At 72.4% G+C, this 26068-nt stretch carries 26 protein-coding genes, 1 pseudogene and 2 riboswitches; of the genes and pseudogenes, 9 read left to right on the forward strand and 18 right to left on the reverse strand.

Features of this window, described 5'->3' with window-relative positions:
• The first annotated feature begins 81 nt into the window (after positions 1-81).
• A complete protein-coding gene (locus D458_RS0119050; protein ID WP_017588347.1) occupies positions 82-489 on the forward strand; it encodes a DUF6223 family protein in 408 nt (135 codons plus the stop codon).
• Positions 490-628: 139 nt separating this feature from the next.
• On the opposite strand, the gene D458_RS38180 is transcribed toward D458_RS0119050, so the two are convergent.
• The 3 genes from D458_RS38180 to D458_RS33745 form a co-directional block, all read right to left on the reverse strand.
• Positions 629-838 carry a DUF397 domain-containing protein gene (locus tag D458_RS38180; protein ID WP_083936363.1) on the reverse strand — a complete coding sequence of 70 codons (210 nt, stop codon included), beginning with the start codon at positions 836-838 and terminating at the stop codon, positions 629-631.
• Positions 839-933: 95 nt separating this feature from the next.
• Complete coding sequence (locus D458_RS0119055) at positions 934-1599, reverse strand: response regulator transcription factor (RefSeq protein ID WP_017588348.1); 666 nt, start codon at positions 1597-1599, stop codon at positions 934-936.
• Entirely contained in the window at positions 1596-2765 is a 1170-nt protein-coding gene (locus D458_RS33745) for a sensor histidine kinase (RefSeq protein WP_017588349.1), read from the reverse strand. Before D458_RS33745 ends, D458_RS0119055 begins: the two co-directional genes overlap by 4 nt.
• Positions 2766-2899: 134 nt before the next feature.
• On the opposite strand from D458_RS33745, the gene D458_RS33750 reads away from it, so the two are divergent.
• Complete coding sequence (locus D458_RS33750) at positions 2900-3841, forward strand: DMT family transporter (RefSeq protein WP_051049718.1); 942 nt, start codon at positions 2900-2902, stop codon at positions 3839-3841.
• Positions 3842-4106: 265 nt separating this feature from the next.
• On the opposite strand, the gene D458_RS0119070 is transcribed toward D458_RS33750, so the two are convergent.
• Positions 4107-4361, reverse strand: coding sequence for a DUF397 domain-containing protein (locus D458_RS0119070; protein ID WP_017588351.1), 255 nt, complete (start codon positions 4359-4361; stop codon positions 4107-4109).
• Complete coding sequence (locus D458_RS0119075; protein ID WP_017588352.1) at positions 4348-5214, reverse strand: helix-turn-helix domain-containing protein; 867 nt, start codon at positions 5212-5214, stop codon at positions 4348-4350. The genes D458_RS0119070 and D458_RS0119075 overlap by 14 nt, the downstream gene beginning before the upstream one ends.
• Positions 5215-5443: 229 nt before the next feature.
• On the opposite strand from D458_RS0119075, the gene D458_RS0119080 reads away from it, so the two are divergent.
• The gene (locus tag D458_RS0119080; protein WP_040702557.1) at positions 5444-6025 is read left to right on the forward strand and encodes an ATP-binding protein; all 582 of its coding nucleotides are present in this window, start codon (positions 5444-5446) and stop codon (positions 6023-6025) included.
• A 127-nt stretch (positions 6026-6152) separates the two neighbouring features.
• Entirely contained in the window at positions 6153-6635 is a 483-nt protein-coding gene (locus D458_RS0119085) for a hypothetical protein (protein WP_017588354.1), read from the forward strand.
• 297 nt (positions 6636-6932) lie between these two features.
• Here the strand turns inward: D458_RS0119085 and D458_RS0119095 are convergent, their stop codons facing one another.
• Complete coding sequence (locus D458_RS0119095; protein ID WP_017588356.1) at positions 6933-7508, reverse strand: hypothetical protein; 576 nt, start codon at positions 7506-7508, stop codon at positions 6933-6935.
• Between the two features lie 77 nt (positions 7509-7585).
• Between D458_RS0119095 and D458_RS38185 the strand changes: the two are divergent.
• Positions 7586-7666: pseudogene (locus D458_RS38185) on the forward strand (IS5/IS1182 family transposase); the annotation flags it as partial.
• Between the two features lie 28 nt (positions 7667-7694).
• Here D458_RS38185 and D458_RS0119105 read toward each other — a convergent pair.
• From D458_RS0119105 to D458_RS0119125, 5 genes are all read right to left on the reverse strand, one after another.
• Complete coding sequence (locus D458_RS0119105; RefSeq protein WP_051049719.1) at positions 7695-8375, reverse strand: DUF2306 domain-containing protein; 681 nt, start codon at positions 8373-8375, stop codon at positions 7695-7697.
• An 87-nt stretch (positions 8376-8462) separates the two neighbouring features.
• On the reverse strand, positions 8463-9131 hold the full coding sequence (locus D458_RS0119110) for a response regulator transcription factor (protein ID WP_026119472.1): 669 nt from the start codon (positions 9129-9131) through the stop codon (positions 8463-8465).
• Positions 9128-10267 carry a sensor histidine kinase gene (locus tag D458_RS0119115; RefSeq protein WP_017588360.1) on the reverse strand — a complete coding sequence of 380 codons (1140 nt, stop codon included), beginning with the start codon at positions 10265-10267 and terminating at the stop codon, positions 9128-9130. The genes D458_RS0119110 and D458_RS0119115 overlap by 4 nt, the downstream gene beginning before the upstream one ends.
• Positions 10268-10362: 95 nt before the next feature.
• Entirely contained in the window at positions 10363-11490 is a 1128-nt protein-coding gene (locus tag D458_RS0119120; protein WP_017588361.1) for a DUF308 domain-containing protein, read from the reverse strand.
• A gap of 62 nt (positions 11491-11552) precedes the next feature.
• Positions 11553-12575 (reverse strand): GlxA family transcriptional regulator, encoded by a 1023-nt coding sequence (locus tag D458_RS0119125; protein ID WP_017588362.1) that lies wholly within the window; start codon positions 12573-12575, stop codon positions 11553-11555.
• Positions 12576-12645: 70 nt separating this feature from the next.
• Between D458_RS0119125 and D458_RS0119130 the strand changes: the two genes are divergently transcribed.
• Both D458_RS0119130 and D458_RS0119135 read left to right on the forward strand, forming a co-directional pair.
• Positions 12646-13485 carry an alpha/beta fold hydrolase gene (locus D458_RS0119130; protein ID WP_239648002.1) on the forward strand — a complete coding sequence of 280 codons (840 nt, stop codon included), beginning with the start codon at positions 12646-12648 and terminating at the stop codon, positions 13483-13485.
• 266 nt (positions 13486-13751) lie between these two features.
• A complete protein-coding gene (locus tag D458_RS0119135; RefSeq protein ID WP_017588364.1) occupies positions 13752-14351 on the forward strand; it encodes a Uma2 family endonuclease in 600 nt (199 codons plus the stop codon).
• On the opposite strand, the gene D458_RS0119140 is transcribed toward D458_RS0119135, so the two are convergent.
• The 3 genes from D458_RS0119140 to D458_RS0119150 all read right to left on the reverse strand — a co-directional run bounded on the left by D458_RS0119140 (position 14332) and on the right by D458_RS0119150 (position 19615).
• Positions 14332-16800: a cobyrinate a,c-diamide synthase gene (locus tag D458_RS0119140; protein ID WP_017588365.1), complete on the reverse strand. Its 2469-nt coding sequence runs from the start codon at positions 16798-16800 to the stop codon at positions 14332-14334. The genes D458_RS0119135 and D458_RS0119140 overlap by 20 nt on opposite strands.
• A 77-nt stretch (positions 16801-16877) precedes the next feature.
• Positions 16878-17492: a cob(I)yrinic acid a,c-diamide adenosyltransferase gene (gene cobO, locus D458_RS0119145; RefSeq protein WP_017588366.1), complete on the reverse strand. Its 615-nt coding sequence runs from the start codon at positions 17490-17492 to the stop codon at positions 16878-16880.
• Entirely contained in the window at positions 17492-19615 is a 2124-nt protein-coding gene (locus tag D458_RS0119150; RefSeq protein ID WP_394296590.1) for a VWA domain-containing protein, read from the reverse strand. Before D458_RS0119150 ends, cobO begins: the two co-directional genes overlap by 1 nt.
• A 30-nt stretch (positions 19616-19645) precedes the next feature.
• A riboswitch (cobalamin riboswitch) is annotated at positions 19646-19780 on the reverse strand.
• A gap of 55 nt (positions 19781-19835) precedes the next feature.
• Here D458_RS0119150 and D458_RS0119155 point away from each other — a divergent pair.
• Entirely contained in the window at positions 19836-21068 is a 1233-nt protein-coding gene (locus tag D458_RS0119155; protein WP_017588368.1) for a bifunctional cobalt-precorrin-7 (C(5))-methyltransferase/cobalt-precorrin-6B (C(15))-methyltransferase, read from the forward strand.
• A 214-nt stretch (positions 21069-21282) separates the two neighbouring features.
• On the forward strand, positions 21283-21885 hold the full coding sequence (locus D458_RS0119160) for a Uma2 family endonuclease (protein WP_026119475.1): 603 nt from the start codon (positions 21283-21285) through the stop codon (positions 21883-21885).
• 31 nt (positions 21886-21916) lie between these two features.
• Here D458_RS0119160 and cobM read toward each other — a convergent pair whose 3' ends face one another.
• Genes cobM through D458_RS0119180 form a run of 4 tightly spaced genes read right to left on the reverse strand, consistent with a single transcriptional unit; the run spans position 21917 to position 25744 of the window.
• Positions 21917-22669, reverse strand: a complete 753-nt coding sequence (cobM, locus tag D458_RS0119165; protein ID WP_017588370.1) for a precorrin-4 C(11)-methyltransferase — start codon at positions 22667-22669, stop codon at positions 21917-21919.
• Positions 22654-24168 (reverse strand): precorrin-2 C(20)-methyltransferase, encoded by a 1515-nt coding sequence (locus tag D458_RS0119170; RefSeq protein ID WP_017588371.1) that lies wholly within the window; start codon positions 24166-24168, stop codon positions 22654-22656. Before D458_RS0119170 ends, cobM begins: the two co-directional genes overlap by 16 nt.
• Positions 24165-24830 (reverse strand): precorrin-8X methylmutase, encoded by a 666-nt coding sequence (locus D458_RS0119175; protein WP_017588372.1) that lies wholly within the window; start codon positions 24828-24830, stop codon positions 24165-24167. The genes D458_RS0119170 and D458_RS0119175 overlap by 4 nt, the downstream gene beginning before the upstream one ends.
• On the reverse strand, positions 24827-25744 hold the full coding sequence (locus D458_RS0119180; RefSeq protein ID WP_017588373.1) for a hypothetical protein: 918 nt from the start codon (positions 25742-25744) through the stop codon (positions 24827-24829). The genes D458_RS0119175 and D458_RS0119180 overlap by 4 nt, the downstream gene beginning before the upstream one ends.
• Positions 25745-25799: 55 nt before the next feature.
• Positions 25800-26004: riboswitch (cobalamin riboswitch) on the reverse strand.
• Between the last annotated feature and the right edge of the window lie 64 nt (positions 26005-26068).

Below are 26068 nucleotides of genomic sequence, written 5' to 3' on the forward strand. Positions count from 1 at the left end.
CCGCGTCCGCACGACGACCGGAGGGGATCCCGACGGACATGATCGAGGCTCGTCCGGTCGTCGAAGGCAGAGGAGCACCCCATGTCTGTCCGCTACTTCCCCCTCGTCCCCGTGGCCGCCCTGCTCGGGGTGTTCGTTCTCGCCGCTCCGGCGGCCGCGTTCGAGTCGGTCGGGCCGGTCGGGTCGGCCGCAGCCTGGGGCGGCATCGTGACCTTCGGGCGCGCCGGGACGCTTGTGGCCGCCCTGGTGGGGTTGGTCGGTACGGCCGTCGGTGGTCTGGCCCTGACAAGGCCCAGCCGTACCGGTGCCTTCGCGGCCCTGGCGGCGGGTCTGGTCAGTGTGGCCCTCGGCGGGTTGTTCGCGTACATCGCCGAGGGCGGGCCGGGCAGCGGGAGCGGGGTCGTCGGGGCCTACGTGGCCATCGTGGTGGGACTGGTCGCCGCGGTCCTCGGATGCCTGGTCCTGCTGCGGGCCCGGCACACCGGCTGAGGGGTAGGGAGGACGAACATCGTCCTTGCGTACGGTGGGGCCCCTTCGTTTCCTGTGGGGATCGGGGCCCGTGGAAGGCAGGAGCGTCCGGTTGCCCTTGGGGGAGTAGCGATCGCCGGGCGCTCCTGCTCTCGGCTGTTCAGGGGGAGAGCGCGGAGTGGAGAAAGGCCGTCCACTCAGCGGTGGGGAAGGGGAGGTGCCCGGCGGTGGGGTGCTTGGAGTCGCGGACGGCGGCGCCCCCGGTTTCCTGAGGGTGCCCACTGTCAACAGGGTGGCGGAAGCGTTCGACTGGCTGGCCGGTCTGGAGTGAGACCGCACTGGGGGAGTTCGAGTTCCTTGGGGCCAGCACCTACCGGGGCGATTTTCGTCAGGGCCCAGGAGGGTTTCCCGGCAAAGCTCTCTGGGAGAGCTCCCCCCGAGGGCGGTGCGACCGGGGCGTCCTACTCAGACCTGGGGCGACACCAGTCCGCTCTGATAGCTGATCACCACCAACTGCGCTCGATCACGTGCGCCCAGCTTGACCATCGCCCGGTTGACGTGCGTCTTCACCGTCAGGGGGGAAAGGAACAGCCGTTCGGCGATCTCGGTGTTGGACAGCCCTTCAGCGACCATGACGGTCAGTTCCCGTTCGCGAGGAGTCAACTCGCGGATACCCGGGCGCGGCTCGGTCACCGGGTGCGCGGGGCTCTCCAGGAAGTGGCGAACCAGCCCTCGGGTGGCCTTCGGTGACAGCAGCGCGTCACCGCGCACCACCGAACGGATCCCGGCCAGCAGCTCTGCGGGCTTCACCCCCTTGCCGAGGAACCCGCTCGCTCCGGCCCTCAACGCCTGGTACACGTACTCGTCGATCTCGAAGGTGGTGAGGATGACGATGCGTGTCCCGTCCAGTCCGGGCTCGGCGGTGATGGCGCGTGTGGCCCGCAGACCGTCCATGCCGGGCATGCGGATGTCCAACAGCGCGACGTCGCACCCGGTCCGGCGGATCAGTTCGATCGCCTCGGCGCCGTCGCCTGCTTCACCGACGACCTCCATGTCCTCGGCCGCGTCGATCAGTACCCGGAAACCGCTCCGGACCAGGGCCTGGTCGTCCGCGAGTACCACTCGGATCATGAGTTTCCCCTGTTCTCCAACGGCACAGCCGCATACACCCGGTACCCGTCCTCAACCTGTCCGGTCTCCAGGGTCCCCCCTATCGCGGTGACCCGTTCGCGCATTCCGATCGTGCCCAGGCCGGACGGGCTCGGAGCGGTGCCGCCAGGGTGCAGGGGGTTGCGCACCTCCAGTGACAACCGCGCCGCACCGTAGGCGAGGCACACGGTCGCGGTACCGGCGCCGTGCTTGTGGGCATTGGTCAGTGCCTCCTGGAGGAGTCGGTAGGCGACCAGCCCTGTGCCCGGACCGAGGGGAACAGGAGACCCGGAGACCCGGTAGTCGACCTCGAACCCTGCCTCCGTGAACGTCCGCAGCAGTTCGGGGAACTGGTCGAGCCCTGGAGCTGGGGCTGTCGGATCCTCCTCGCCGTCGGCACGCACCACGCTGAGCAGGGCGGACATCTCCGACAAGACCGACCGGCTGCCGCGTCGGACATGGCCCAGCGCCTGTTCGGCCGCGTCCGGGTCGCTGCGTAGCAGGTGGGCGGCCACCTCGGCCTGCACGTTGACGAGGGTGAGGTTGTGCGCGACCACGTCATGCAGCTCCCGGGCGATGCGCAGCCGTTCCTCGGCGACCCGTCGGCGGGCCTCCTCCTCGCGCTGCTCCTCGGCCCGGCGGGCCCGGTCCTGGGAGTCCGCCAACCGTTCGCGGTGCACGCGGACCGAGTAGCCGACAGACATCGCGGCCGCCACGGACATGGGCCACCACAGCACGCTGGGACTGAACAGGACAGCTCCCCACGCCAGATCCATGGCGGTCAGGGTCACGACCGCGCCGGTGCCCACCGCGGCACGGACGCCTCGTCCCGAGCGTGAGGCTGTGGTGTACAGCAGGACGGTCAGTGCGAGCTGAAGCGGGGTCTGGAAGGCACTGACGGCCCCGGCCATGACACAACCGCTGAGCGAGACGAGGGCGGCCGGCGCTGGGAAGCGTCGGCGCAGCGCCACTGGAGCACAGGCCAGCACGGCACTCGCCAGGGCGACGGCTCCGGTACCTTCGTCCCACTCGACGGTCCCCTCCGCCAGGAGGGCGAGCGCCAGCCCGAGAAGACCTGAGCACAGCAGGCCGTCCAGCAGCCAGGGGGACCCGGCCCGAGCCGTCTCCCCGAGGCGCACGCCGCGCATGTGTTCCTCCCCTGCCCCAGCCGGTGCCCGCAGGATGTCACAGACCGAAGCCGACGGTGTACTGCGTCCGGAGTAGGTGGGAAGCCCGCGTTCGGAGGACGACAGGGACCGGCCTGTCCGACAGGTTCGTGGGCATGGTGAACCCCGTCTGGCTCGGTGTCGCACTGGGCGTGCTCTCGTGCGCCGCGTACACGGCCGCAGCAGTGGCGCAGTGGCGGCTGGCCGTCCTCGTTCCCGAACCGCTCACGGGGCGGCACCCGTTGGCCGTTCTCCTGCGCCACCCCCTGTGGTGGGTGTCGGCGGCTCTCAACGCGGGGCGGGCCGGTTTCCAGGTCGGTGCGGTGGGGCTTGCACCGCTGACGATGGTGCAGCCGTTGGGGGTGCTGGTACTGGTGTTCGCGGTTCCCTGGGCGGCACGGGCCGGTGGGCGGAGGGTGACAGCGAGGGAGTGGCACGGAGCCTTCCTGACCGTTGTCGCCTTGGGCCTGTTGTTGGCTGTGGCCGTGACGGGAGGTCAGGGGCATGCCCTCGGCCGCGCCGGTTCGCTGCTGCTCACGGCCGGGACTCTGGTGCTGCTCGGCGGTTGTTCCTGGATCGCAGGCCGTTGCGGGGTGACGTGGCGCGGTTACCTGCTCGCCGCGGCGGCGGGGATCGCCTTCGGAGTCTCCTCCGCCCTGGCCAGGACCGCGACCACGGTGGTCGGTGCGCAGGGGGTGAGTGGGGTGCTTCACCCGGCCGCAGCCGGTGCCGCGATCATCGCGGTCCTCGGGCTGTTCCTGGCTCAGGCCGCCTACCAGGGGGTGGAGTTGGGAGCGCCGCTGGGTGTGACCACGGTGGTCAACCCGATCGCCGCGGCCACGGTCGGGGTTGTCCTCATGGGGGAGTCCTACAGCGGTGGGTGGAGTGGTGCGGGTGTCGCGGTGCTCTGCGCGATCCTCGGCGGTTACGGGATCGTCCTGCTGACGGTCGAACGCCCCGGCTCCGAGGCGGGGCCGTCCGAAGGCACTGCCTCAGCTGAGTCGGAGAGGGATCTCCGGAAGCCATGCCGAGCAGCGCCGTTGGAGAGACGGCGGTGAAGGGTTCCCGCGGGTCGCGAAGCCAGCGAGCACCCCGGGCCCGCTCCTGGACTTCGTGTACACGATCATCTGCGGTGTGAGCGGGGACGCGATGAATGACGACGGCAACAACTGACGTGGCCAGTGGGGGACAGGGAGGACGTACATCGTCCTTGCGTGCGGTGGGCCCTTTCGTTTCCTGTGGGGATCGGGGCCCGTGGAAGGCAGGAGCGCCCGGTTGCCCTTGGGGGAGTAGCGATCGCCGGGCGCTCCTGCTCTCGGCTGTTCAGGGGGAGAGCGCGGAGTGGAGGAAAGCCGTCCACTCGGAGCTGGGGAAGGGGAGGTGCCCGGCGGTGGGGTGCTTGGAGTCGCGAACGGCGGCGCCGCAGGGGAGGTCAGCGACCTCGACGCAGTGGCCGCCTGTCTCTCTGCTGTAGCTGCTCTTGCGGAAACCAGTGGGGATGTGCGCGACCTCGACGCAGTTCACGCGATCGCTGCTGTAGCTGGATTTGAAGAACTCCAGGCTGTCAGGTGTTCTCATGCTGTTTGTTCGGCTCCAGGATCTTTCGGATGAATTGGATGGTATGTGAGGTCCTCATCGCTGCTGCGTTGAGATGAGAGAAAATCGCCACAAAGCGCTGTACAGAATCTGATTCTTGAACAAATAGGCTATCGGTCGCTGTCTCGGTGTACACGAGGCTGGGATCCAGCTCACCGGGGAAGTCCAGAAGCACGAACGAGCCCGACATCCCAGCGTGCATTCCCGCGCTGAAGGGAAGCACCTGGATGTCGATGTTGTGGCGTGTGGCCATGTTGAGTAGATGCTGGAGCTGATCGCGCATGATGCTCGGGTCGTCCAGCTCACGGCGTAGCGCAGCTTCATCGATGATGGCCCAGAGGTGGGGCGGCTTGTGGCGTCCCAAGATGTGCTGACGCTGCATGCGAGCGTCCACGTGACGCTGCACTTCGGTCTTCGAGTAAGCGCCTCCGCCCAAGAACACCGCTTCGCTGTACTCCGGAGTCTGGAGAAGACCGGGGATGACCATGCATTCGTAAGAACGGATCATGGATGCCTCGACCTCGAAGTCCGGTAGTGCGTTGCCTCCGAAGACATCCTTGTAGCTCGACCACCAACCCTGCTCTTTGGACTCTCTGGAGAGTTCGTGGAGGGCGGCCCGGATGTCGTCTGATGCTTCGTACAGGTCTGCGAGAACATCGATGTCGCGTGCCTTGATGCGTCGCGCCTCAGCATTCTCGATGTTGCTGAGCGTGGAGAGTGGAACCTTGGCCTGTTTCGCTGCTGTGGAGAGCTTGAGGTCCTGTGTCTCCCGCAGTCGTCGAAGCTCACGGGCCAACCGTCGACGGCGCACGGTGGGGCTGATGGGACTCTGCATGGGAAGATCCTACTCTGCAGTAGTGCGAATTTCGAATAGAAGCGGTTGACTGCTCGAAATTCGTGTAGCACTATGTGGGTGTAGTCAGTGACTGATGGATCACACAGGGTTCATGTCGGTCAGGCTACGCCTCGCCCGTAACGCGCCTCAGGTCAACCGCGAACCTTCCCCACGGGCACTCAGCACGACCCTCTGCTCATGTCCTGCCATGCCAAGGAGTGTGTTCGTCATGCCGTCAACCGCACCCGCACCCGTATCCACCCTCGCACCCGTGCCGCCAGTCCAGGGGGAGGCCACGGTGCCGCTGGCCAGCTTCATCCGGCCCTTCCAGCGGCACTATTTCTCCGGGACGCCAGAGCGCCCCAACTACCGGGCGCGCAGCTACGACTTCGCCGGAACCCCCGCCGTGATGCCGCTGGTCCGCGCCTTCCTGGACACCTGCGCCGCCACCGAGTCCGGCGACTACCGCTACCTCTTCACCCTGCTCGGCAGCGAGCTCGCCAACAACGCCATCCGCCACAGCCTCTCCGGGCACCCGGGCGGCAGCTACACCCTGCGCGTGCACCGCACCAAGGACGGCCTGCACCTGACCTGCCGCGACCGGGGCGGACTACGCACCCGCAACGCACCACTGACCCCCCACCCCCGGGGCCTGGACCCCGACGCCGAATCGGGCCGGGGCCTGGCCATGATCGACGCCCTGGCCACCGACTGGGGCGACAACGGCAACGCCGAGTACCGCAGTGTCTGGCTCTACCTGGCCCACGACCTGGACCGCAGCCGCTGGAACACCACCATCGCCGGGCGCTGAACCACCGACGCTCACCGGCACCACACATGCCCCGCGCATGAGACGGGCCCAGGAAAGCGCGCCAACGCTTGCCCTGGGCCCTGAACCCCCGAAACCCAACAAGGCATATGCAAGGAAAGAGGATCTGATGCAGCACCCTATCCCGAGGCCCCGACGCTCCGACGACCTCCGCCCCCTCCCATCCCGCCCGCGCCACAACCCCCTGGAAGGCCCCGCTTGCCCGCCCGTCGCCCTCCACCACCCTCAACGGACGCCTTCGGCGCAGCCCTTTCCCGGATGTGAGCACCCCTCCTGCCGACAGCGCCGCGCCCAGAACCTGCCCCGCCTGGGCGGGCACCGCTCCGAGTACGCCCGCGAGCACACCCAGGCCGCGCAGCTCCAGGCCCACTACCGCCACCTGATCGTCTACTACGGCGAGGCCACCCAGTCCTTCTGGGCCGCCACCCCCACCGGCATGATCGAGGCGCCCGACGTCGACACGCTCCTCCTGGCGCTGTGGACGTACACCGCTCCGCCCGCCCCACCCGCCCCGCCCGCCTCACTCGCCACGCCCGCCGTACGTCCTCGGGCCCGGGACACGGGCCGCACCCGTCTCCTCGCGGCGGCCTGACCTTGTTCGGACCGCGTCCCCACAGCGTCGTGGCGCGCGCCCCCCGCACGTCCCGGCGCCCGTTGTCCGTCCTCCTGCACCACCCCCTGTGGTGGGTGTCGGCGGCTGTTCCCGGTTCGCAGGCCGTCTCGGGGTGGCGTGGCGCGGTTACCTGCTCGCCGCGGCGGCGGGGATCGCCTTCGGAGTCTCCTCCGCGCTGGCCAGGACCGCGACCACGGTGGTCAACCCGATCGCCGCGGCCAAGGACAAGGAGGCACTCCGGCCGAACGCGGGGAGCACGTACGAACTCCGGCTCCCTCAGAGTCTGCCTTCCATGAGGACCGTGCGATGCCCCCCGAGCGCGCGTGAGAGACCCTCGAGGAAGCCGGGGCTGAAGTCGGGCCAGTCCCAGAACTCGAAACCGAGATACCCGAAGGCGAAGTAGTTATCCGACCAGGTCCACGCACTCAGGTCACCAGGGCGCCGACAACGCGGGCAGTCGACTGCCGCGCTGCCTGTGTCGTCCCAGTCGCTGATGGCCTCACCGAAGAGTTCCCACGCACCCTCGATCTCCTCCATCCAGTCGGTGTAGAAATCCGTTCGACCGGCACAGTGGGGGCACACCGCGTACCTGGGTTCGCCCTGGCCGCAGTTGAATATGGTGCGGCCGATCTCGACCTTGAGTCCGTCGGTGGGCTCCCAGTCCTCCTGACCGACCGCCTTGGCCCAGGAGGGGCCGGGCGGATGCCCCAAGGGCGCCCCGAGAACACAGTCGGTGAGCTCGGCCCGGACGATCCCCTCCCTGACCAGCCAGTCGAGTCCGCTGTCTGCCAGGGTCCGGGCGTCCGCATGTGTGGCGTCGAGATCGACGACGGTCTGAAAGTAGTTCCCCATGAGGAAACAGTAGAAGCAGCCCCCGACAGCCCGTCACTCACGACTCCGACACCCACCGGTCCTGCACATCCCCGGACGTCCGGGCCGGCCTGCCGTTCCACTCGGGCAAGCACAAGAAGCACGGCATGGACGTCCAGGTCCTCACCGACCCGGCCGGGGGCGCCCACTGCCGCCCGGCCACCGCCTTCACCCCGGCGCGCGCTCCGGAACGCGCCGGACGGCACGCGGGCGGCGAAGGGTCCGGTGGATGACCCACTCGGCCACCACCATGTTGATCACCCACCCGGCACCCATGAGCAGCCCTCGGCTGAGCTCGTCGTACTCACCGACCAGGAGCGTCCAGGGCAGGTGGGTCAGCACCTGCGTCCCGGCCCCCTGAGCGATCGCGTAGGCGCGGATCATCCAGGCGCCGTGCCGGGCGAACTCCCGGCGCCGCGCCGCCACGAAGCCCAGGACCAGCGCGAGGGCCATGGCCGAACCGAACACCAGCCGCTGCACGGTCAGGAAGCCCGTGTCGATCGCCGGGACCGCGTAGAACAGCGTCATCCACAGCCCCGACAGCGCGGCGACCAGCCCCAGGGGCACGAGCATCCGGCCGGAGGCCCTGTGCCAGCCGGGACGTCGGCGGCGCAGGGTCGGGGAGAACTGGAGGGCTCCCAACAGGCAGTAGGGGCCCGCGGCGAGGATGTGCAGCACCACGGGCAGGGGCGAGGCGGCGAAACGGGCGTTCTCGGCGGTGACCGGCGCGCCGGTGGCCAGCTCGCCGATCCGGAAGGCACCGGCGAGGAGGGGCACGACGCTCAGCACGATCAGGAGGGCGATCACGGTCCACTCGGCTCGGGCCGGGGGTTTCACGGTGGTGGTCATGTCCTGATCGTGGCCGCCGGGAGGGGTGCCGGACATCGGAGCACAGGCCGGGATCCACTCGGCCGAAAGTACGGGTTCCGCCCCGTACTACCGGTGCCAGCGCCCCCGTACGCGGCCGGTCTCGTAGGCCCACATGGCGATCTCGACCCGGTTGCGGACCCCGAGCTTGCCCATCAGGCTCGTGATGTGGGTCTTGACCGTGCTCAGCGCGATGTGGCACTCCTCGGCGATCTCATGGTTGGTGCGACCGCGCGCCACGGCGGCGAGGACCTGCTCCTCCCGGCCGGTCAGGGGCTGCAAGGGCTGGGCCGGCGGCCCTCCGGGACCGGACACGGCGAAAGCGTCGAGCAGCCGGGCGGTCACGCTCGGGGCGATGAGCGCCTCGCCCGCGGCGGCGGCTCGCACGGCCCGGGTGAGCAGGTCGGTCCCGGCGTCCTTGAGCAGGAACCCCCGGGCACCCGCCCTGAGGGCGGCGTAGACGTACTCGTCGAGGTCGAAGACGGTGATGACGACGACGGCGAGGGGGTCCTCGACCTCGGGCCCGGCCAGGGCACGGGTCGCCTCCACCCCGTCGAGCACGGGCATCCGGATGTCGAACAGGCACACGTCCGGGCGCAGCCGCCGCCCCAGTTCCACGGCCTCGCGCCCGTCGGCGGCCCGGCCGACCACCTCGATGCCGGGTTGGGCGTCCAGGATCATGGACAGGCCGGTACGCACGATCTCCTGGTCGTCCGCCACGACCACCCGGATACTCACGCGGACGCCCCTGAACGGGGCAGCACGGCGGTCACGGTCCAGCCCCCGTCGGGGTTCGGGGCGGCCTCGCAGCTGCCCCCGAGCAGTTCGGCGCGCTCCGCCATGCCGATGATCCCGTACCCCGGCGGAGCGGTCGGCCGCAGGCGGCCGGTGTCACCGTCGTCGCTCACGCTCAGGCGCACCGAGGTGTCGTCGGCGTCCACGCGAACGGTGACGAGGGTGGCGTCGCGGGCGTGGCGCCGGGCGTTGGTGACCGACTCCCGGGCCAGGCGGTGGACCGCGGCCGTGACCGCCGGCGGGAGGTCGTCGAGGGATCCGTTGACCTCCACCGCCACGGCCGGGCCCGGTCCGGCCCGGCAGGCGAGTTCCTCCAGCTCCCCGATGCCCGGGTTCGGCGAACGCTCGGCGGGCCCGTCCCGGCGCAGGGCCCGCACCATGGTGCGCATCTCGTCCAGGGCACGGGAGGCCTCGGACTCGATCACCCCGAGGGCCTCGACGGCGGCCTCCGGTCGGGTCCGGGCGACCGCCTGCCCGGCCTGGGCGCGGATCGCCATGGCCGAGACGTGGTGGGCGACGGTGTCGTGCAGTTCCCGGGCGATGTGTTCGCGTTCGAGCAGCCGGGCGCGGTCGATCTCGCGCGCTCTGGCCCTGCCCCGGTAGCGCAGCGCCGAGCCGAGGGCGCCGGTGGCGAACAGGACGGCGGCACCGCCCAGGAGGTCCGCCGCCGGCGCCCCGTCGAGGAACAGGTCGACGGAGGAGGACAGGAGGACGATCGCGGCCCCCGCCGCGACCTCCCGGCCGGACCCCCACCGCACCAGCGCGTAGGGCAGCGCGAGGAAGTACACCGTCGTGTACATCTGCCCGGACCCTCCGCCGGTCGCCAGGGTGAGCAGGGTCGCGCCGCCGAAGACCGCGGCGACCACGGCCAGCGGTCGGGTCCGCCGCCACAGCAGGGCGGGGGCCAGGCCGGCGACCACCGCGACGGTCGGGACCGGCCAGGGCAGGTCCGTTCGCAGGACGCCCTCGGTCAGCGCGGCCAGTGCGCACACCACGACGAGGGCCCCGTCCCACCAGGTGGGTCCCCGCGCGCCGGGAGGGCGGGGTTCGTTCCACAGGGAACGGAGTAAGCCGTGCACAGCTACAGGCTAGCCGGGCGGCCCTGTCGGCGGATCGGCCGAAAGTCGGAGACGGGGCCGCGCCCCCAGAGGTGTGCCGCCCCTTCGAGGCCCCCTCACACGGGGTCGGCGGCGTTGCTCAGCCAGGTCCCCGCCTCCAACGCCTCGCGAACGGCGGTGTCCCGGGCCTCACGGATGGCCTGGAGTTCAGCTCCGTCCGTCAGGTGGTCGGCTCCGGGCAGACTGCTGGTCGCCTCCGCGAGCAGGTCCCGGTACTCGTCGTTCCTGGCCACGTTGGCCTCGACCTGTTCCCACTCGCGTTGGGCGGTGACGGCCAACCCGACCTTGCGGACGTAGGCCTGGATCCCCTCGACACGCTCGGCTACGGCCCTGCGCGAGGCGTCGATGACGTCCTGTTGCGGGCGCAGCGACGCGCGGACCGCGTCGGAGGCGGCCGCGCTGGAGCGCTCCTCCAGGTCGGCGCGTAGACGGCTCTGTTTGAGCAGGAGCCGTGCCAAGCGCCACTCCTGGTCGCGCAGGACCAGATCGGCGTGTACCCCGTCGAAGGCGTCCCCGAGTTCGCGGGAGGCCGGTTCGAGGCATCGGCGGGCCTGTTGGACCCGCAGCAGGAAGCGGAACTCCTCGAGCCCGAGATCCGAAGGAAGGACGTAGTGGTCGCGGTAGAGCTGCGGGGCCTGTCCGGTGTCGACCTTGCCGGTGTCGGGTTTCCCGGTACCGGTCTTCTCGTTGTCGTCGGAGAAGACCGTCGCGATGGTGAGGGCCAGCCCCAGGAACGCGGTGACCCCTGTGAGCAGCCAGCTCACACCAGTGCTCCCGAGCGCCTCCGCCACGAAGAGCGCGGCCACTGTGAGCACGATGGAGAGCAGCCCGACAAGGCACCCTCCCGCCCGGAAGGCCATGACGACGCCACCGAGCGCCAACACCGCGGCGATCACCCAGATGAGGGGCATGAGCACGGTGGTGAGCCACAGGACAGCGGCGCTGAGCAGGCCGGTGAGGATCAGGAGGATCACGCCGAGCGCGATCTTGTCCCCGACGGTGAGGGGCTTGGTCTTCTTCGGCCCGGTGCGAGCTGAGGGTTTGCGTTCGCGCCGTGGGCCGTCGGCCGACAGCAACTTGTCGGGGTCCGCCGACAGGGCGGCGACGACCTCCTCGGAAAGATCCGGATCGAATACCGGGAGTGCTTCGTGGGGAAGTTCTTCTTCGTGCTGCCGCGGTGTCAACGTGATCCTCTGGCGGGGGGAGGTTTACCGGAATCGAACGCTACTTGGACGCACAGGCGCCCCTACGGGTTGCCCGGCCCCGCGGGCCCTTGGCTGACGGTGTGCGTTGACGGCACCGGGCCGCGGCCTTCCTGCCGGATCTGGCGGAACGCCCTCCGATAGGCGCCGGGTGTGGTGCCGAAACCCGTCCGGAAGCGGCGGCGCAGGTTGATCGCCGAGACCAGTCCGACCCGGGCGGCGACGGCCTCCACCGGAAGGTCGGTCCGCTCCAGCAGGTCCCGTGCCGCGTCGAGGCGCTGGCGGAGCAGCCACTGCCCCGGACTGGTGCCCAACTGCTCCGTGAACCGCCGGGCGAGGGTCCGTCCGGACACCCCGGCGCGTCCGGCGAGCCGGTCGACGGTCAGCCGGGTGCCGAGCCGGTCCGCGGCCCAGTCCAGCAGCGGAGCCAGTGACTCCTCCGCCCTGGCCGGGACGGGCCGCTCGGCGTGCTGGAGCTGGTTCCCCTCCCGGTGCGGCGGCAGCACCATGTTCCTGGAGACCTGGGCCGCGTACGCCGCGCCGTGGTCACGGCGCACCAGGTGCAGGTACAGGTCGATGCCCGCGCCGGTTCCGGCGCTGGTCGCCACGTCGTCGTGGTCCACGTAGAGCACGCCGGGGTCCACGCGCACCTCGGGGAAGTCGGAGGCGAGCCGGGCGGCGTGGCGCCAGTGCGTGGTGGCGCGGCGGCCGTCGAGCAGCCCGGCCGCGGCGAGCACGAACGACCCCGTGCAGGCGGAGACGATCCTGGCACCCCTGCGGTGGGCGGCCCGCAACGCCTCGGTGACGGTCGGCGGAACCGGTGCGGCGGGCGGTCGCCGACCCGGGACGACCACGGTGTCCGCCTCGCTGAGGGCGTCCAGCCCCGTGTCGACGATCATCGGGTAGCCGGCGGTGGTCAGGAGGGGGCCGGGGGTCTCGGCGCAGATCCGGAAGTCGTAGCGGGTCGGCGCGTCCGGCGTGAGCATGCCGAAGACCTCCGCGGCGCAGGCGAGTTCGAAGGGTGACTGTGGCGGGCTGAGCAGTGCCACGACCCGGTGGAGGCGCATGGCAGGAATGTACCCGTGGGTGTCCTTCCAGGCTCTGTGCCGGTGGGCCGCTTCCGGCCACAGTGGTCCCATGAGCGAAACCACTGAGACAGGCGTGCGGAGGGCGGAAGTCCGGACCGGGAGCGGGGCGGTCAGTTACCTGACCGCGGGACAGGAGGGCCCGGCCGTGCTGTTGCTGCACGGAACCTACTGGAGCAGGGCCTGGCTGCCGGTGCTGAGCCGACTCGCGCAGGCGGGACTGCGGCCCTTCGCGGTCGACTTCCCCGGACTCGGACGTTCGGGCGGTGAGCTCACCCCGGAAACGGCCGCCGTCCCGGCCCTCGCCGAACGGGCGGAGGAGTTCGCGTCCGCGCTGGGGCTCTCCGGCCCCCTCGCCGTCGCGGGCCACGACATCGGCGGCGCCGTCGCCCAGCACCTCCTGGTCCACGGCCGGGTGGAGGTCTCCGGGCTGGCCCTGGTCAACTCGGTCACCTACGACTCCTGGCCGGTGCCCGGAGTGGCCCGGTTCCGGGACCCGGAGGTCGTCGCGGCGACCACCGCTGAGGAGTTCCTCGCCGCCCGCCGCAAGGCGGTGACGGCGGCGCTGGCCGGAGCCGCCACCGAGCGGCTCGTCGCCGACTACCTGGACCCGTTGAGCGACCCGCGGGTCCGGCGGTCCTGGATGGCGCTGGCGGGCGCGGCCGACCAGCGGTACACCCTCGACCTCGTCCCGGGGCTGCGGGGGAGCGCGGTGCCCAAGCTGTTGGTCTGGGGCGAGGACGACGGCTTCCAGAAGGTGGAGTACGCCGAGCGGTTCGTCTCGGAGATCCCGGAGAGCAGCCTCGTCCGGGTCCCGGGTGCGGGCCACATCCCGATGGAGAACGACCCCGGCCGGGTCGCCCGGGCCCTCGCGGACTTCTTCGCCGAGTAGCGCGCCCGCCGAGCTGCCCCGGTCCCAGGACACGAGCGGAAGCCGCGTCCTTGCCTCGGCCTGACCCCACCCCGTGACCCCGTGACCCCACGCATCGTGTCGGTGCGGTCCTGCCCGCAACGTGCTCGTGCGGGACCGCACCACTGGCATGATCTGTCCGTTCCAGCTCGGACCGGAAGGAAAGGCGGAAGACAGGAGACAAGGGGATCCCCGGCTTCGACAGACAAACCAGTGGAGGGCAGAGGCGTCTCATTTACCATGTCAACATGACCGTCGCCGAACATCACCCGCCGCCAAGCCCCGAACCACCCATCACCCCAGAACTGTTCGAGCGCCTCGCTGAGATCGCCCGCAACGAGGAGGGAGCCACCCTCGAACACATCAACGGAAAGGTCTGGGTCCACAAGGTGACCGACGGGGCCCACGGCGGAATCCTCATGTGGCTGATGCGCGAATTCATGGCGCACCGACCCGACCTGGATCTCAATGTCACCGGCCAAGGGCTACGGATCGACCCTTATCGGAAGGGGCGTGCGCGGCCCGACGGGGTCCTCGCTCCAGTCGGTCATTTCAACCACTCAGGAGAGTGGGCCGACCCCGATGGTGTTCTCGCTGTCGTCGAGGTGACTTCCTGGGACGCCGACACACACGCTCGGGACAGGGTGGAGAAGCCCGCGACCTACGCCGATACCGGTATCGGCGTGTACTTGTTGGTGGACCGCGAGGCAAACACCGTTGTGGTGTATTCCCGGCCGGTGGGAGGCCGGTACCTGGACAGGTCGGAGCACCCCTACGGAGAAGCGGTCGAACTCCCGGGGATCGGGCTCGTCCTCGACACCGACGGTCTCAAGGATTTCGTCCGCTGAACCTCTCCGAGCTCGGTGTACGCACGGTTGACTCACTCGAAGCCAGGGCGGCGAGCAGCTTCCGTGTGGTCTCCGGAGGGCGTACGGCCACCCGCACCCAGTCAGGGCCCAACCCGGGGAAGGTGTCGGCCCGGCGTACGGCGACTCCCTGTCCCCGCAGTCGGGCGTGGACCCCTTCGCCCGCCTTGACCAGCACGAACGGGGCCCGGGAGGGTACGAATCCGATCCCCGCCCCACGCAGGCCCTCCTCCAGTCCGGCGCGCCAGCCGTCGAACTCCTTCGCCCGGCGCTCCGCCTCCGCTCCCGCCTCCCCACTCGTGCAGGCGACGGTGGCGGCGATCGCGGGCGCCGACACCGACCAGGGCGTCTGCACCCGGGCCAGCCCGCGCACCACCGCCTCGTCACCGACCGCGTAACCGGCGCGGATACCGGGGATCGACCAGTGCTTGGTGAGGCTGCGCAGGACCACCAGCCCCTTGATCCGCTCCCCGGCCAGGGACTCCGGTTCCCCGGGCAGGGCGTCCATGAACGCCTCGTCCACCACCACCAGCCGACCGGGGCGGCACAGTCCGCGCAGCACCTCTGCGGGATGCAGGGCACCGGTGGGGTTGGTGGGGTTGCCGACCACCACCAGGTCCGCGTCCTCGGGAACGGCGGCGGGGTCGAGGGCGAACCCGCCGACCTCCGAACAGAGCACGGCGGTGACGGTGTGCCCGGCCTGCTCCAGGGCGGCGTGCGGCTCGGTGAACTGCGGATGCACGACCACGGGGCGCTTCCACGGCCGCAAGCGGGCGACCAGGGTGAACGCCTCGGCCGCGCCCGCCGTCGGCAGGACCTCGGCGGGCCGCCGGGAGTGCCGGTGCGCGACGGCCTCGCGCGCCGGTTCGGGGTCGGGGTAGACGCCCGCGTGGTCCAGGCTCTCGCGCAGCGCCCGGTCGAGCCAGGCGGGCCGCCGCCCCGGATGGACGTTCACGGCGAAGTCGAGCATGCCGCGCGCCTCCACGTCGCCGTGGTGGCGCAGCGGGTCCGCCACCGGACCGGTGACGGGGGCGCTCCCGCGGGCGGCGGGGGTTGCGGGGGCGGCGAGGGCCGCGGGGGAGGGCCCCGCATGCGCCGTGCCCGGGGTCGCGGCCGGAGCGCCGTGCACGGCCTCGGCGAACCTCGCGGCGAGCCGCGGGTGCCCGGCCCAGTGCGTGTGCAGGTAGGAGGCGTGCAGGGTCGTGGAGGCGAAGCCCTCCGGTGCGCCGTCCACCTCCCAGGCCGGACGGTCCCCGGAACCGGGCGTCAGGGCCGTGCGGTGGAACTCGTGGCCGGTGACCCGCTCCCCGGCCCGGGTCAGCAGGGTGTCCCCGGGGGAGACCGCCTCCGGGTAGCGCAGGGTGAGCCGCTCCGCCATCCGGGCCCCGGCCGGGACCACCCCCGCCATGCCGTGGCCGTCCAGCGACTCGGCCAGGTAGAGCAGTCCCGCGCACTCGGCGACGGTCGGGACGCCGCCGAGGACCGCCTCGCGCAGCTCGGCCAGCAGACTCCGGTTCGCGGCCAGCTCACCCGCGTACACCTCCGGGAAACCGCCGCCCAGGTAGAGGCCCCGGGTGCCGGTCGGCAGCCCGGTGTCCTCCAGCGGGTCGAAGGGCACGACCTCGCACCCGGCGGCGGTGAGCAGCTCCTCGGTCTCGGTGTAGCGGAAGGTGAAGGTGCGCCCCCCGGCCACGGCGACCACCGGGCGCGGCCCCGTGCCCGGTGCCGCCACCTCCTCGGTCGGGTCCCAGGGGCGGGCGTCCAGAGCGGGCGCGGAGCGGGCGGCCTCCAGCAGGGCGGCCAGGTCCACGTGCTCCGCCACGTGCTCGCCGAGCCGTGCGACCACCTCCACCGAGCCCTCCCGCTCGGCCGCCGGGACCAGACCGAGGTGGCGGGAAGGGCTGGCGATGCGCTCGTCGCGGGGGACCACACCCAGGACGGGCAGGCCGACCGAACGGGTGATCTCGGCGACGTTGCGCGCCGAACCGGCCTTGTTCAGGATCACCCCGACGACCTCGACCGCCGGGTCGAAGTCCGCCATGCCCTTGACCAGCGCACCCACCGAACGCGACATCCGGGACACGTCCACCACCAGCACCACCGGGGTGCGGGTCAGCGCCGCCACGTGCGCGGAGGAGGCGAAGCCGCCGGTTCCGATCCGCCCGTCGTGCAGCCCCATGACCCCTTCGACGACGGCCGCGTCCGCGCCCCGGGCCCCGTGCAGGAGCAGCGGGGCCACCCGGTCCTCGCCGACCAGGTGGGGGTCGAGGTTGCGGCCGGGGCGGCCGGTGGCCAGGGCGTGGTAACCGGGGTCGATGTAGTCCGGGCCGACCTTGTGGCCGCTCACCGCCAGACCGGTGTCCCCGAGCGCGGCCATCAGCCCGGTGGCGATCGTGGTCTTGCCCTGCCCGGTCATGGGAGCGGCGACCATCAGCCTCGGCAGCTCCGCCGACCGCGGCGGGAGCGCGGGGCGGGACGGCTCCGTCGGCCCGGAGGCCGCCGGAGCCTTCACCACTCGATCCCCCGCTGTCCCTTGCGGCCCGCGTCCATCGGGTGCTTGACCTTGGTCATCTCGGTGACCAGGTCCGCTGCCTCCAGGAGTTCGGGGGCGGCGCGGCGGCCGGTGACGATCACGTGCTGGCGGCCGGGACGGTCCCGCAGGGCGGACACGACGTCGTCGACGTCCACCCAGCCCCAGTGGATCGGGTAGGTGAACTCGTCGAGGATGAGCAGGTCGTGCGTCTGTTCGGCGAGCCTGCGCTTGATCTCCGCCCAGCCCTCGGCGGCGTCCGCGGCGTGGTCCTCGGTGCTGCCCTGACGGCGGCTCCACGACCAGCCCGAACCCATCTTGTGCCACTCCACGGGGCCGCCCTCGCCGGTCTCCTCGTGCAGTTCACCCAGGCGTTCGAGCACGGTCTGCTCGCCGATGCGCCACTTCGCCGACTTCACGAACTGGAACACCCCGATCCGCCAGCCCTGGTTCCAGCCGCGCAGGGCGAGCCCGAACGCCGCGGTCGACTTGCCCTTGCCGTCACCGGTGTGCACCGCGAGCACGGGCTGGTTGCGGCGCTGCCGGGTGGTGAGCCCGTCGTCGGGGACGACGAGCGGTTTGCCCTGGGGCATCAGGCGGCCCTCTCTCTCACGGCGGTGCTCAGTGCGTCGGCGCTGACCTCGCCGACGGGAAGGTGCTCGGCGCCCATGCGGGCGGCGAGGGAGGCGACCAGGCCCAGCCGCATCGGGCCGGACTCACCGTCCACGACGACGGTGGACACACCCAGTTCGGCGACGTGGTCGGCGGCCCGCAGCGAACGGCCGACCGAACCCCGGCCGCCGGTGGCCCGGCCGTCGGTCACCAGCACGAGCAGCGGGCGCTGCCGGGGGTCGCGCAGGCGTTCGCGCCGCAGGACCCGGGCGGCCTCCAGCAGGCCCTCGGCGAGCGGGGTGCGCCCGCCGGCGGGCAGCTCGTCCAGACGGGCGGCGGCGGTGTCCACCGAACGGGTCGGCGGCAGCACCAGCTCGGCGCCCGTTCCCCGGAAGGTCACCAGGCCGACCTTGTCGCGGCGCCGGTAGGCGTCCAGGAGCAGGGAGAGGATGGCGGTCTTGACCTCGCCCATGCGCTTGCGCGCCGCCATGGAACCGGAGGCGTCCACGCAGAACAGCACCAGGTTGCTCTCCTGGCCCTCGCGCACCGCCACCCGCAGGTCGCGGGGGCGCAGGGCGACCTTGCCGCCGCCGTGCGGCCGGGAGGCCGCGGCCTTGACGGTCTCCACCAGGTGGAGTGAGCTGCCCGAGTCCCCGCCGGGCGGTTCGGCGCCGATCCGGCGGCCCCGGGTGCCGACGGCGCGGCTGCGGCGGCCGTCCGCGCCCGACCCCGTGCCCCGCGCGGTGAACGTGCGGGGGCGGTAGGGGGTGCCGGCGCTGACCGTGGTGCCCGCCGCGGGCCGGGGCCCCGCCTCGTCCCGCTCGGCGTCCTCGGGCTCCCGGGACGCCTCCGGCTCCTGGGAGCCCTCCGGGCCCCGGGGCGGTTCGGGGTCCTGTTCCGGTTCCTCGGTACCGGCCTCCGAGGGCCGGGCGGAGCCCTCGTCCGCGCTGTCGGGGGCGCCTTCGTCGTTCTGGTCGCCCTCCCCGCCGTCCTGGGCGGGGGAAGCGGAGTCGCCGGAGTCGGAGGGGTCCTCGGAGCCGCCCGGCGGTTCGGGGTCGTCCGGCGGCGGCTCCTCGTCCCCCAGGATCCGGTCGAGGAGTTCCTCGTCCAGCCCCGGAGCGTCAAAGGGGTTGCGTCGGCGCCGGTGCGGCAGGGCGAGCAGGGCGGCGCGGCGGATGTCGGCCAGGGTGACCGAGGTCCGGCCCTGCCAGGCGGCGTGCGCCAGAGCCGTGCGCGCGGTCACGATGTCGGCGCGCAGGCCGTCGACCTCGAACGCCGCGCACACCTGCGCGATCTTGAACAGGGCGGCGTCGGACAGCCGGGCGCGCCGGACGGTCTCCCGGGCGGTCGCGATGCGCTCCGCGAGGGCCTTCTCCGTCCGGTCGTAGCGCTCGACGAAGGCCTCGGCGTCGGAGTCGTAGGCCATCCGCCTGCGGACCACCTCGACCCGGGCGGCGGGGTCGGCGGGCGCGGCGACCTCCACGGTCAGCCCGAACCGGTCCAGGAGCTGCGGGCGCAGCTCGCCCTCCTCGGGGTTCATCGTGCCGATGAGCAGGAACCGGGCGGCGTGCTCCACGGAGAACCCGTCGCGCTCCACGGTCACCCGGCCGGTCGCGGCGGCGTCCAGGAGGAGGTCGACCAGGTGGTCGTGGAGCAGGTTGACCTCGTCCACGTAGAGGAGGCCCCGGTGGCTGCGCGCCAGCAGCCCGGGTTCGTAGGCGACCTGGCCGTGCGTGAGCGCCTGCTCCAGGTGCAGCGAGCCCAGGACGCGGTCCTCGGTGGCGCCCACCGGGAGTTCGACCAGGCGCACCGGGCGGCTCTCCACGGCCGTGCCGGGTGTGAAAGGGCCGTCCGGTGAGTGCTGGGAGGGGTCGGCCGGGTCCGCGGAGAAGCGGTCGCCCCGGTAGACCTCCACAGGGGGGAGGAGTGAGGCCAGGGCCCGCACCGCGGTGGACTTGGCGGTGCCCTTCTGGCCGCGGACCAGGACGCCGCCGATCTCCGGGGAGACGCTGGCCAGGACCAGGGCCAGGCCGAGGTCGTCGAGCGGTTCGGTGTCGCAGCCGACGATCGCCGAGAAGGGATAGTGGGACGTCCGCAATGGCATGTGAGGCTCCCGCTCGTTTCGCCATCGGTCATGGGCGGGTGCGGGGCCGGTCTTCGGACTTACCGGGTCCTCCTGTACGGAGGCTCGGTTCACCGCAGCGGGCCTGTGCCGGAATCTCACCGGGCTTCCCAGATTCTCCCCGGGCACCGTCCCCACCGTTTCCGATGGCTGGGCAGCCGGGGCACCTCGCACCTTCGGCCGCCACGATAGCGTCCTGCCCATGAAGGTCGAGACGTCCCCTCCCCGAATCACGGTCCTCGGCATCGGCGCCGACGGCTGGCCAGGCGTGCCCGAGAGGCTGCGCGGACTGGTCCTGGACGCCCCGGTCGTGCTGGGCGGGCGCAGGCACCTGGAGATGCTGCCGCCCAGGCCCGGACAGCACCGGCAGGTGTGGCCCTCGCCCCTGAGCGAGGGGCTGCCGCCGCTGCTGGAGTCCCTGGCCGGCCGTGAGGTCGTGGCCCTGGCCTCGGGGGACCCGATGGTGTCGGGGATCGGGACCACCCTGGTCGGGCTGCTGGGAACGGACACGGTGCGCGTGGAGCCCGCCGTCTCCTCGGTGGCCCTGGCCCGGGCGCGGATGGGCTGGTCGGCGGAGAGGTCGGCGGTGCTGACCCTGGTCGGACGCGACCCGCACCTGCTGATGCGCGAGGTGGCCCCCGGCCGCCGCGTCCTGGTGCTCTCCTCCGGACCCGGCACCCCCGGAACGGTCGCCGCCCTGCTGGTCGGGGCGGGCTACGGGGCCAGCCGGATGACCGTCCTCGGGGATCTGGGCTCGGCCTCGGAGTCACGGCTGGAGGGCACGGCCGACGACTGGGTCGGCACCCCCGCCGAGGAGGTCCCCCGGCTGCACGTCCTGGCGTTGGAGCTCGCCGGACCGGCCGGGTACGGCCTGGTCACCGGGCTGCCCGACGAGGCGTTCGAGCACGACGGCCAACTGACCAAACGGGACCTGCGCGCCTGCGCCCTGGCCCGGCTGGCGCCCTCACCGGGCGAGCACCTGTGGGACGTGGGAGCGGGCGCCGGTTCGGTGGGCATCGAGTGGATGCGCGCCCACCCCTCGTGCACGGCCACGGCGGTGGAGGCCGACACCGTGCGAGCCGGGCGGATCGGCCGCAACGCCCACCGGCTCGGCGTCCCCGGCCTGCGCGTGGTCACCGGCCGGGCGCCGGACGCGCTGGACGGGCTGGCGGCACCCGACGCGGTGTTCGTCGGCGGCGGCGCCACCCGTCCGGGCGTGCTCGACACCTGCCTGGACGCGCTGGGCCCGGGCGGCCGGATCGTGGTGCACGGGGTGACGATGGAGACCGAGCAGTTGCTCGCGCAGGCCTACCGCGAGCACGGCGGGGAGCTGACCCGCGTCGCCGTGGAGACCACCGCGCCCATCGGCACGTTCACCGGCTGGACCCCCGCCCGCACCGTCACCCAGTGGTGCCTGACCACGTCTGACCGGTGACGTTCGGAGCGGCCCGGTCAACGTCCTGGGCGGACCGGCTCCTCGGAATTTCCACCACGGGCATGCCCTCGGTTCCTTCACGGAGCTACTCTGGCTAGGTGAAGGGGCCTGAACCATCGCATTCGGCGACTTCCCTGAGGGGCCACCGGATGCCCGGGTCGGAGACCGTGCCCGTGTCGTCACCACCCGCCACCGGTATCGCACAGGGGGCCGCATGACCGTCGCAGAGCACCACCCGCCGCCTGAAATGCCGACGTTTCCCATGGGAACCGAACTGTTCGAGCACCTCGCGGAACAGGCGTTCGAGGCCGACCGCGTTCGTATGGAGATGTTCAACGGGAAGGTCTGGGTCCACAAGGTGACCGACGGAGCCCACGCGGGGATCCTCACCTGGCTGATGCGTGAGTTCATGGCCCATCGCCCTGACCTGGATCTCCTTACCAGCGGCCTGGGAATCAAGGTTGACACCTACCGCAACGGCCGTGCCCGACCGGATGGTGTCCTCGCTCCGATCGGCCACTTCGACGATGCGGGGGAGTGGGCCGACCCGGACGGCGTCCTGGCCGTCGTCGAGGTCACCTCCTGGGACGCCGACACCCACGCCCGCGACCGTGTCGAGAAGCCCGCCGCCTACGCGGCGACCGGTATCGGCGTCTACCTGCTGGTGGATCGGGACGCCAACGCCGTGGTGGTGCACAGCAGGCCCGTCCGCGGTCAGTACCTGGACCGAAGCACCCATCCCTACGGCGAGGCCGTTCCGGTCCCCGGGACCGGAGTCACCCTGGACACCACCGGGCTCAAGCGCTTCGCCCGCTGAGGCGGCCGCTCCGTTCGTGGCCCTGTAACAGTCAGCGGGGCCGGGCGGGGTCGTACAGGTAGGACTCGCCGCCTCCTTCGGAACCGAGCGCACGTCCGACCAGCACCACCGCGGCCTGCCGCAGGCCCGCCTCCTCCACCAGGCCGGCGACGGTGGCGACCGTGCCGCGCAGCACCGCCTCCTCCGGCTGGCTGGCCCGGTACACGACCACCACCGGGCAGTCCGCGCCGTACTCGGGCTCGATCTCGGCCATGAGCTCGCGCACCCGCCGGATCGCCAGGTGCAGTACCAGCGTGGCCCGGGTCGCCGCGAACGCGGACAGCGACTCGGTGTCCGGCATGGCCGTGGAACGGGCACTGGTCCGGGTCAGCACCACCGACTGGGCCACCAGCGGCACCGTCAGCTCCCGGCCCACCAGGGCCGCGGCGGCCGCGTAGGCGGGCACCCCCGGAGTCACGTCCCACGGCACCCCGTGCGCGTCCAGCCGCCGGGTCTGCTCGGACAGCGCCGAGTACAGCGACGGGTCCCCGGACGTCAGCCGCACCACGTCCCGGCCCGCGCGGTGCGCGGCGACCAGGCGCCCGGTGATGCGGTCCAGGTCCAGGCCCTGGGTGTCCACCAGCTCGGCGCCGGGCGCGCAGTGGGTGAGCACCTCCGGGTCCAGGTAGGTGCCGGGGTAGAGCACGACGTCGGCCGCGTTGAGCATGCGGGTGGCACGCACGGTGAGCAGGTCGGCGGCACCGGGCCCCGAGCCCACGAAGTGCACGGTCACGGCTTCACCCACCTCGGTGTCCAGACCCGTCCCGACCGGGAGACGCGCGTCCCGGAGGCGCCGACGATCAGCAGGCAGCGCATGTCGATGTCCGCGGGGTCGAGCTCCCCGAGCGTGGTCACCGTCAGGGACTCGCCCGGCCTGCCGACGCCGCGGCCGACGACCACCACGGTGTCGGGCTTGCGGTGTTCCAGCAGGACGTCACGGGCGGTGGCGACCTGCTCGGTCCGCGACCGGGAGGCCGGGTTGTAGATCGCGAGCGCCATGTCGGCCTCGGCGACGGCGCGCAGGCGGCGCTCGATCACCTCCCAGGGCTTGAGCCGGTCCGACAGGCTCATCACCGCGAAGTCACCGCCGACGGGCGCACCGGCCCTGGCCGCGACCGCCTGCACGGCGCTGACGCCCGGCAGCACCCGGACCGGAACCTGCGCGTAGGCGGGGTCCTCGGCGGCCTCGAACACGGCGGTGGCCATGCCGAACACCCCGGCGTCCCCGCCCGAGACCACGGCCACGCGCTCGCCCTCGCGGGCCAGGTCCAGGGCGAGGCGGGCGCGGTCGATCTCGACGGTGTTGCCGGAGGCGTGCCGGGTCAGGCCGGGGCGCTGCGGGACGCGGTCGACGTAGGGGCCGTAACCCACCACGTGGTCCACCCCGGCCAGCGCGTCGGAGGCCTCGGGGGTGAGCCAGTGGTCGGGGCCGGGGCCCAGGCCCACCACCAGCAGTTCGGCCGCGGTGTCCGCGGTCTCCGCGGCCTGGGCCCGCGGCACCGCCCGGTCCCGGGACCTCCTGCCGTTGCGGCTGTCCCCGGTGACCAGGATCAGCGAGAAGTACGGCACCGTCGCCGGATCGACCTCGGCGACCGGCAGCCGCCGCTCCCCGTCCATGGAGGCGCGCTCCACGTACACGGCGTGCTCCAGCCGCCCGGACGCCTCCAGGGCGCGGCGCACCGCCGGGAAGGTCCGGCCCAGCTTCATGACCACCGCCGCGTCGGTGTCGGCCAGGCGGCGGGCCAGCTCCGGTTCGGGCAGGGTTCCGGGCAGCACGGTGAGCACGTCGGTCTGCCGGGCCAGCGGCGCGGCGGCAGCGGCGGCGGCCGCGCCGAACGCCGGGACCCCGGGGACGATCTCGGTCTCGTACCGTTCGGACAGCCGGTCGTGCATGTACATGTACGAGCCGTAGAACAGCGGGTCGCCTTCGGAGAGCAGCACGACGTCGCGTCCGGCGTCCAGGTGGGCGGCCAGCCGGGCGGCGGACTCCTCGTAGAAGTCGGCCAGCGCGCCCGCGTACCCGCCCGGATGGTCGGTCGTGCCGGTGGTCACCGGGTAGGTCAGCTGTTCCTCGACGGCGGAGGCCGGGATCAGCGACTCGGCGATACGGCGGGCGTTGGAGGCCTTGCGGACCCCCGCGTGGTAGGCGACGACGTCGGCGGCGGCGATCAGCCGGGCCGCCTTGAGGGTGATCAGCTCGGGGTCGCCGGGGCCGACACCCACGCCGTGGAAACGTCCGGTCACTCCTCCTCCTTGGCGAGTGCGTTGAGAGCGGAGCAGGTCATCGCGGAGCCTCCGCGGCGTCCGCGCACCGTCACGTACGGGATGTCGGCGCCGTGCCGTTCGGCGAACCCGGCGAGGGCCTCCTTGGACTCGGCGGCGCCGATGAAACCCACCGGGCAGCCGACGATCGCGGCGGGGCGCGGCGCCCCGTCGGCCAGCATCTCCAGCAGGTGGAACAGGGCGGTGGGCGCGTTGCCGACGGCGACCACGGCCCCCTCCAGCAGTGGTTCCCACAGGGACACCGCGGCCGCGGTGCGGGTGGTGCCCCATGCGCGGGCCAGGTCCGGGACCCGGGCGTCGCCGAGGAAGCAGAGCACCTCGTTGCCGCTGGGCAGCCGGCTCGCGGTCACCCCGCTGGCCACCATGCGCGCGTCGCACAGGATCGGAGCGCCCCCCTCCAGGGCGGCGCGGGCGGCGGGGACCAGACCGGGGTGGACCACCAGGTCCTCGGCCAGGTCGACCTGGCCGGTGCCGTGGATCATCCGCACGGCGAGCCGTTCCGCGTTCGCGGGCAGGTGCTCCAGGCGGGCCTCGCGCCGGATGGTCGCGAAGGAGTCGACGTAGATCGCGGGGCCGTCGTCGACGTACTCGTAGTGCCGGTTCGGCCGGCGCGGGGCGGTCACTGCGCCTCCTCGGGGTGGGATCCGGACTCTCCGGGAGCGGGGCCGTGCCCGCCGGGAACGAACACGCCGCGCCAGGGCGTGACGACGAGCTCTCCGTGGCCCGCGGCCTCGGCCCTGTCGGCGAGCTCCCCGGTCCCCGCCGGGTCCAGGCCCTCGTCGGGAACCCGCGTGTGGAGACCGCCGCCGGGCGCGGTCCCGTACGGCAGGGGAGGGGAGGGCTCCGGCAGCCCCGGGGCGGGTTCGGACGGTTCGGCCAGGGGCGCCGGGAGTTCGGCGACGTGCCACGGCGCGGCGGGGCCCTCCCCGCGGCGGTCCAGGAACTCGTCCGCGAACCCCAGGAGCGCGGCGGGGGCGTCCTCGAGCGGTACCACCGGCCCCCAGTTCCCGCCGACGCGCAGTTGGGCGGTCCTGCCGTCCAGAGCGACCAGCCCGAGGTCGCAGGAGCGGTCGAGCAGGTCACCGCGTCCGTCGTCCAGGACGAAGAGGAAGCGTCCGGGCAGGCCGGCCAGGCGCGGGGCGGAACACAGCATCGTGTCCAGGTCGCGGGCGAGGGGGCGCAGGTCGGCCCGTCCGCCGCCCGGGGCCCGCTGACCGGTGCACGGGGAGACCATCACGTTGCGCACCAGCTCGTGGGTGCGGGAGGGCAGCAGACCGGTTTCCTCCAGGGCGCGCAGCACCTCCGGCGGCAGGACTCCCTCACGGCCGGGCAGCCCGCGCAGCTGCAGGTTGGCCCGGCCGGTGACGTGGACCCGTCCGGTTCCGTACTCCTGGGCCACGGCGGACAGGGCGCGCAGCGAGCGGGCGGGGAGCCGGCCGCCGACGAGGCGGAGGCGGACCAGCAGACCGTCGTCGGCGGTCCAGGGTCTGAGTGCGCCGGGGCAGCGGTCACGCCGCGTTCGGGCCGCTCGGGGCATGCGTGTCCTTCGGGTCAGGGGACCCGTACGCGGGGTCCGCGGATGACCTGGCGGCTCCTCGCCGCCAGCACCAGCAGGTCTTCGGACTCGGGTTCGACCGGTGCGGAGCGCCTTCCCGGAGCCTCGCTCCAGTGGCTGTCCCGGGAAACTTGTCCCGTGACGTGCCCCGCCCGTCACCCTCACCGCTGCGCGTCAGTCCCGGATTCGCACCGGGTTCCCTGTTCCACCGAGTGGAGTTCGACTGGCCCGACGAGGTTACCCGGTCGCCCCCCGGCCCTGTTCAGCGGACTTCGCTTCCGCGCCCGCGCCCTCCCCGGCCGCTCC

Origin of the sequence: Nocardiopsis ganjiahuensis DSM 45031, from assembly GCF_000341085.1 — a bacterium.
Classification (GTDB): Bacteria; Actinomycetota; Actinomycetes; order Streptosporangiales; family Streptosporangiaceae; genus Nocardiopsis; species Nocardiopsis ganjiahuensis.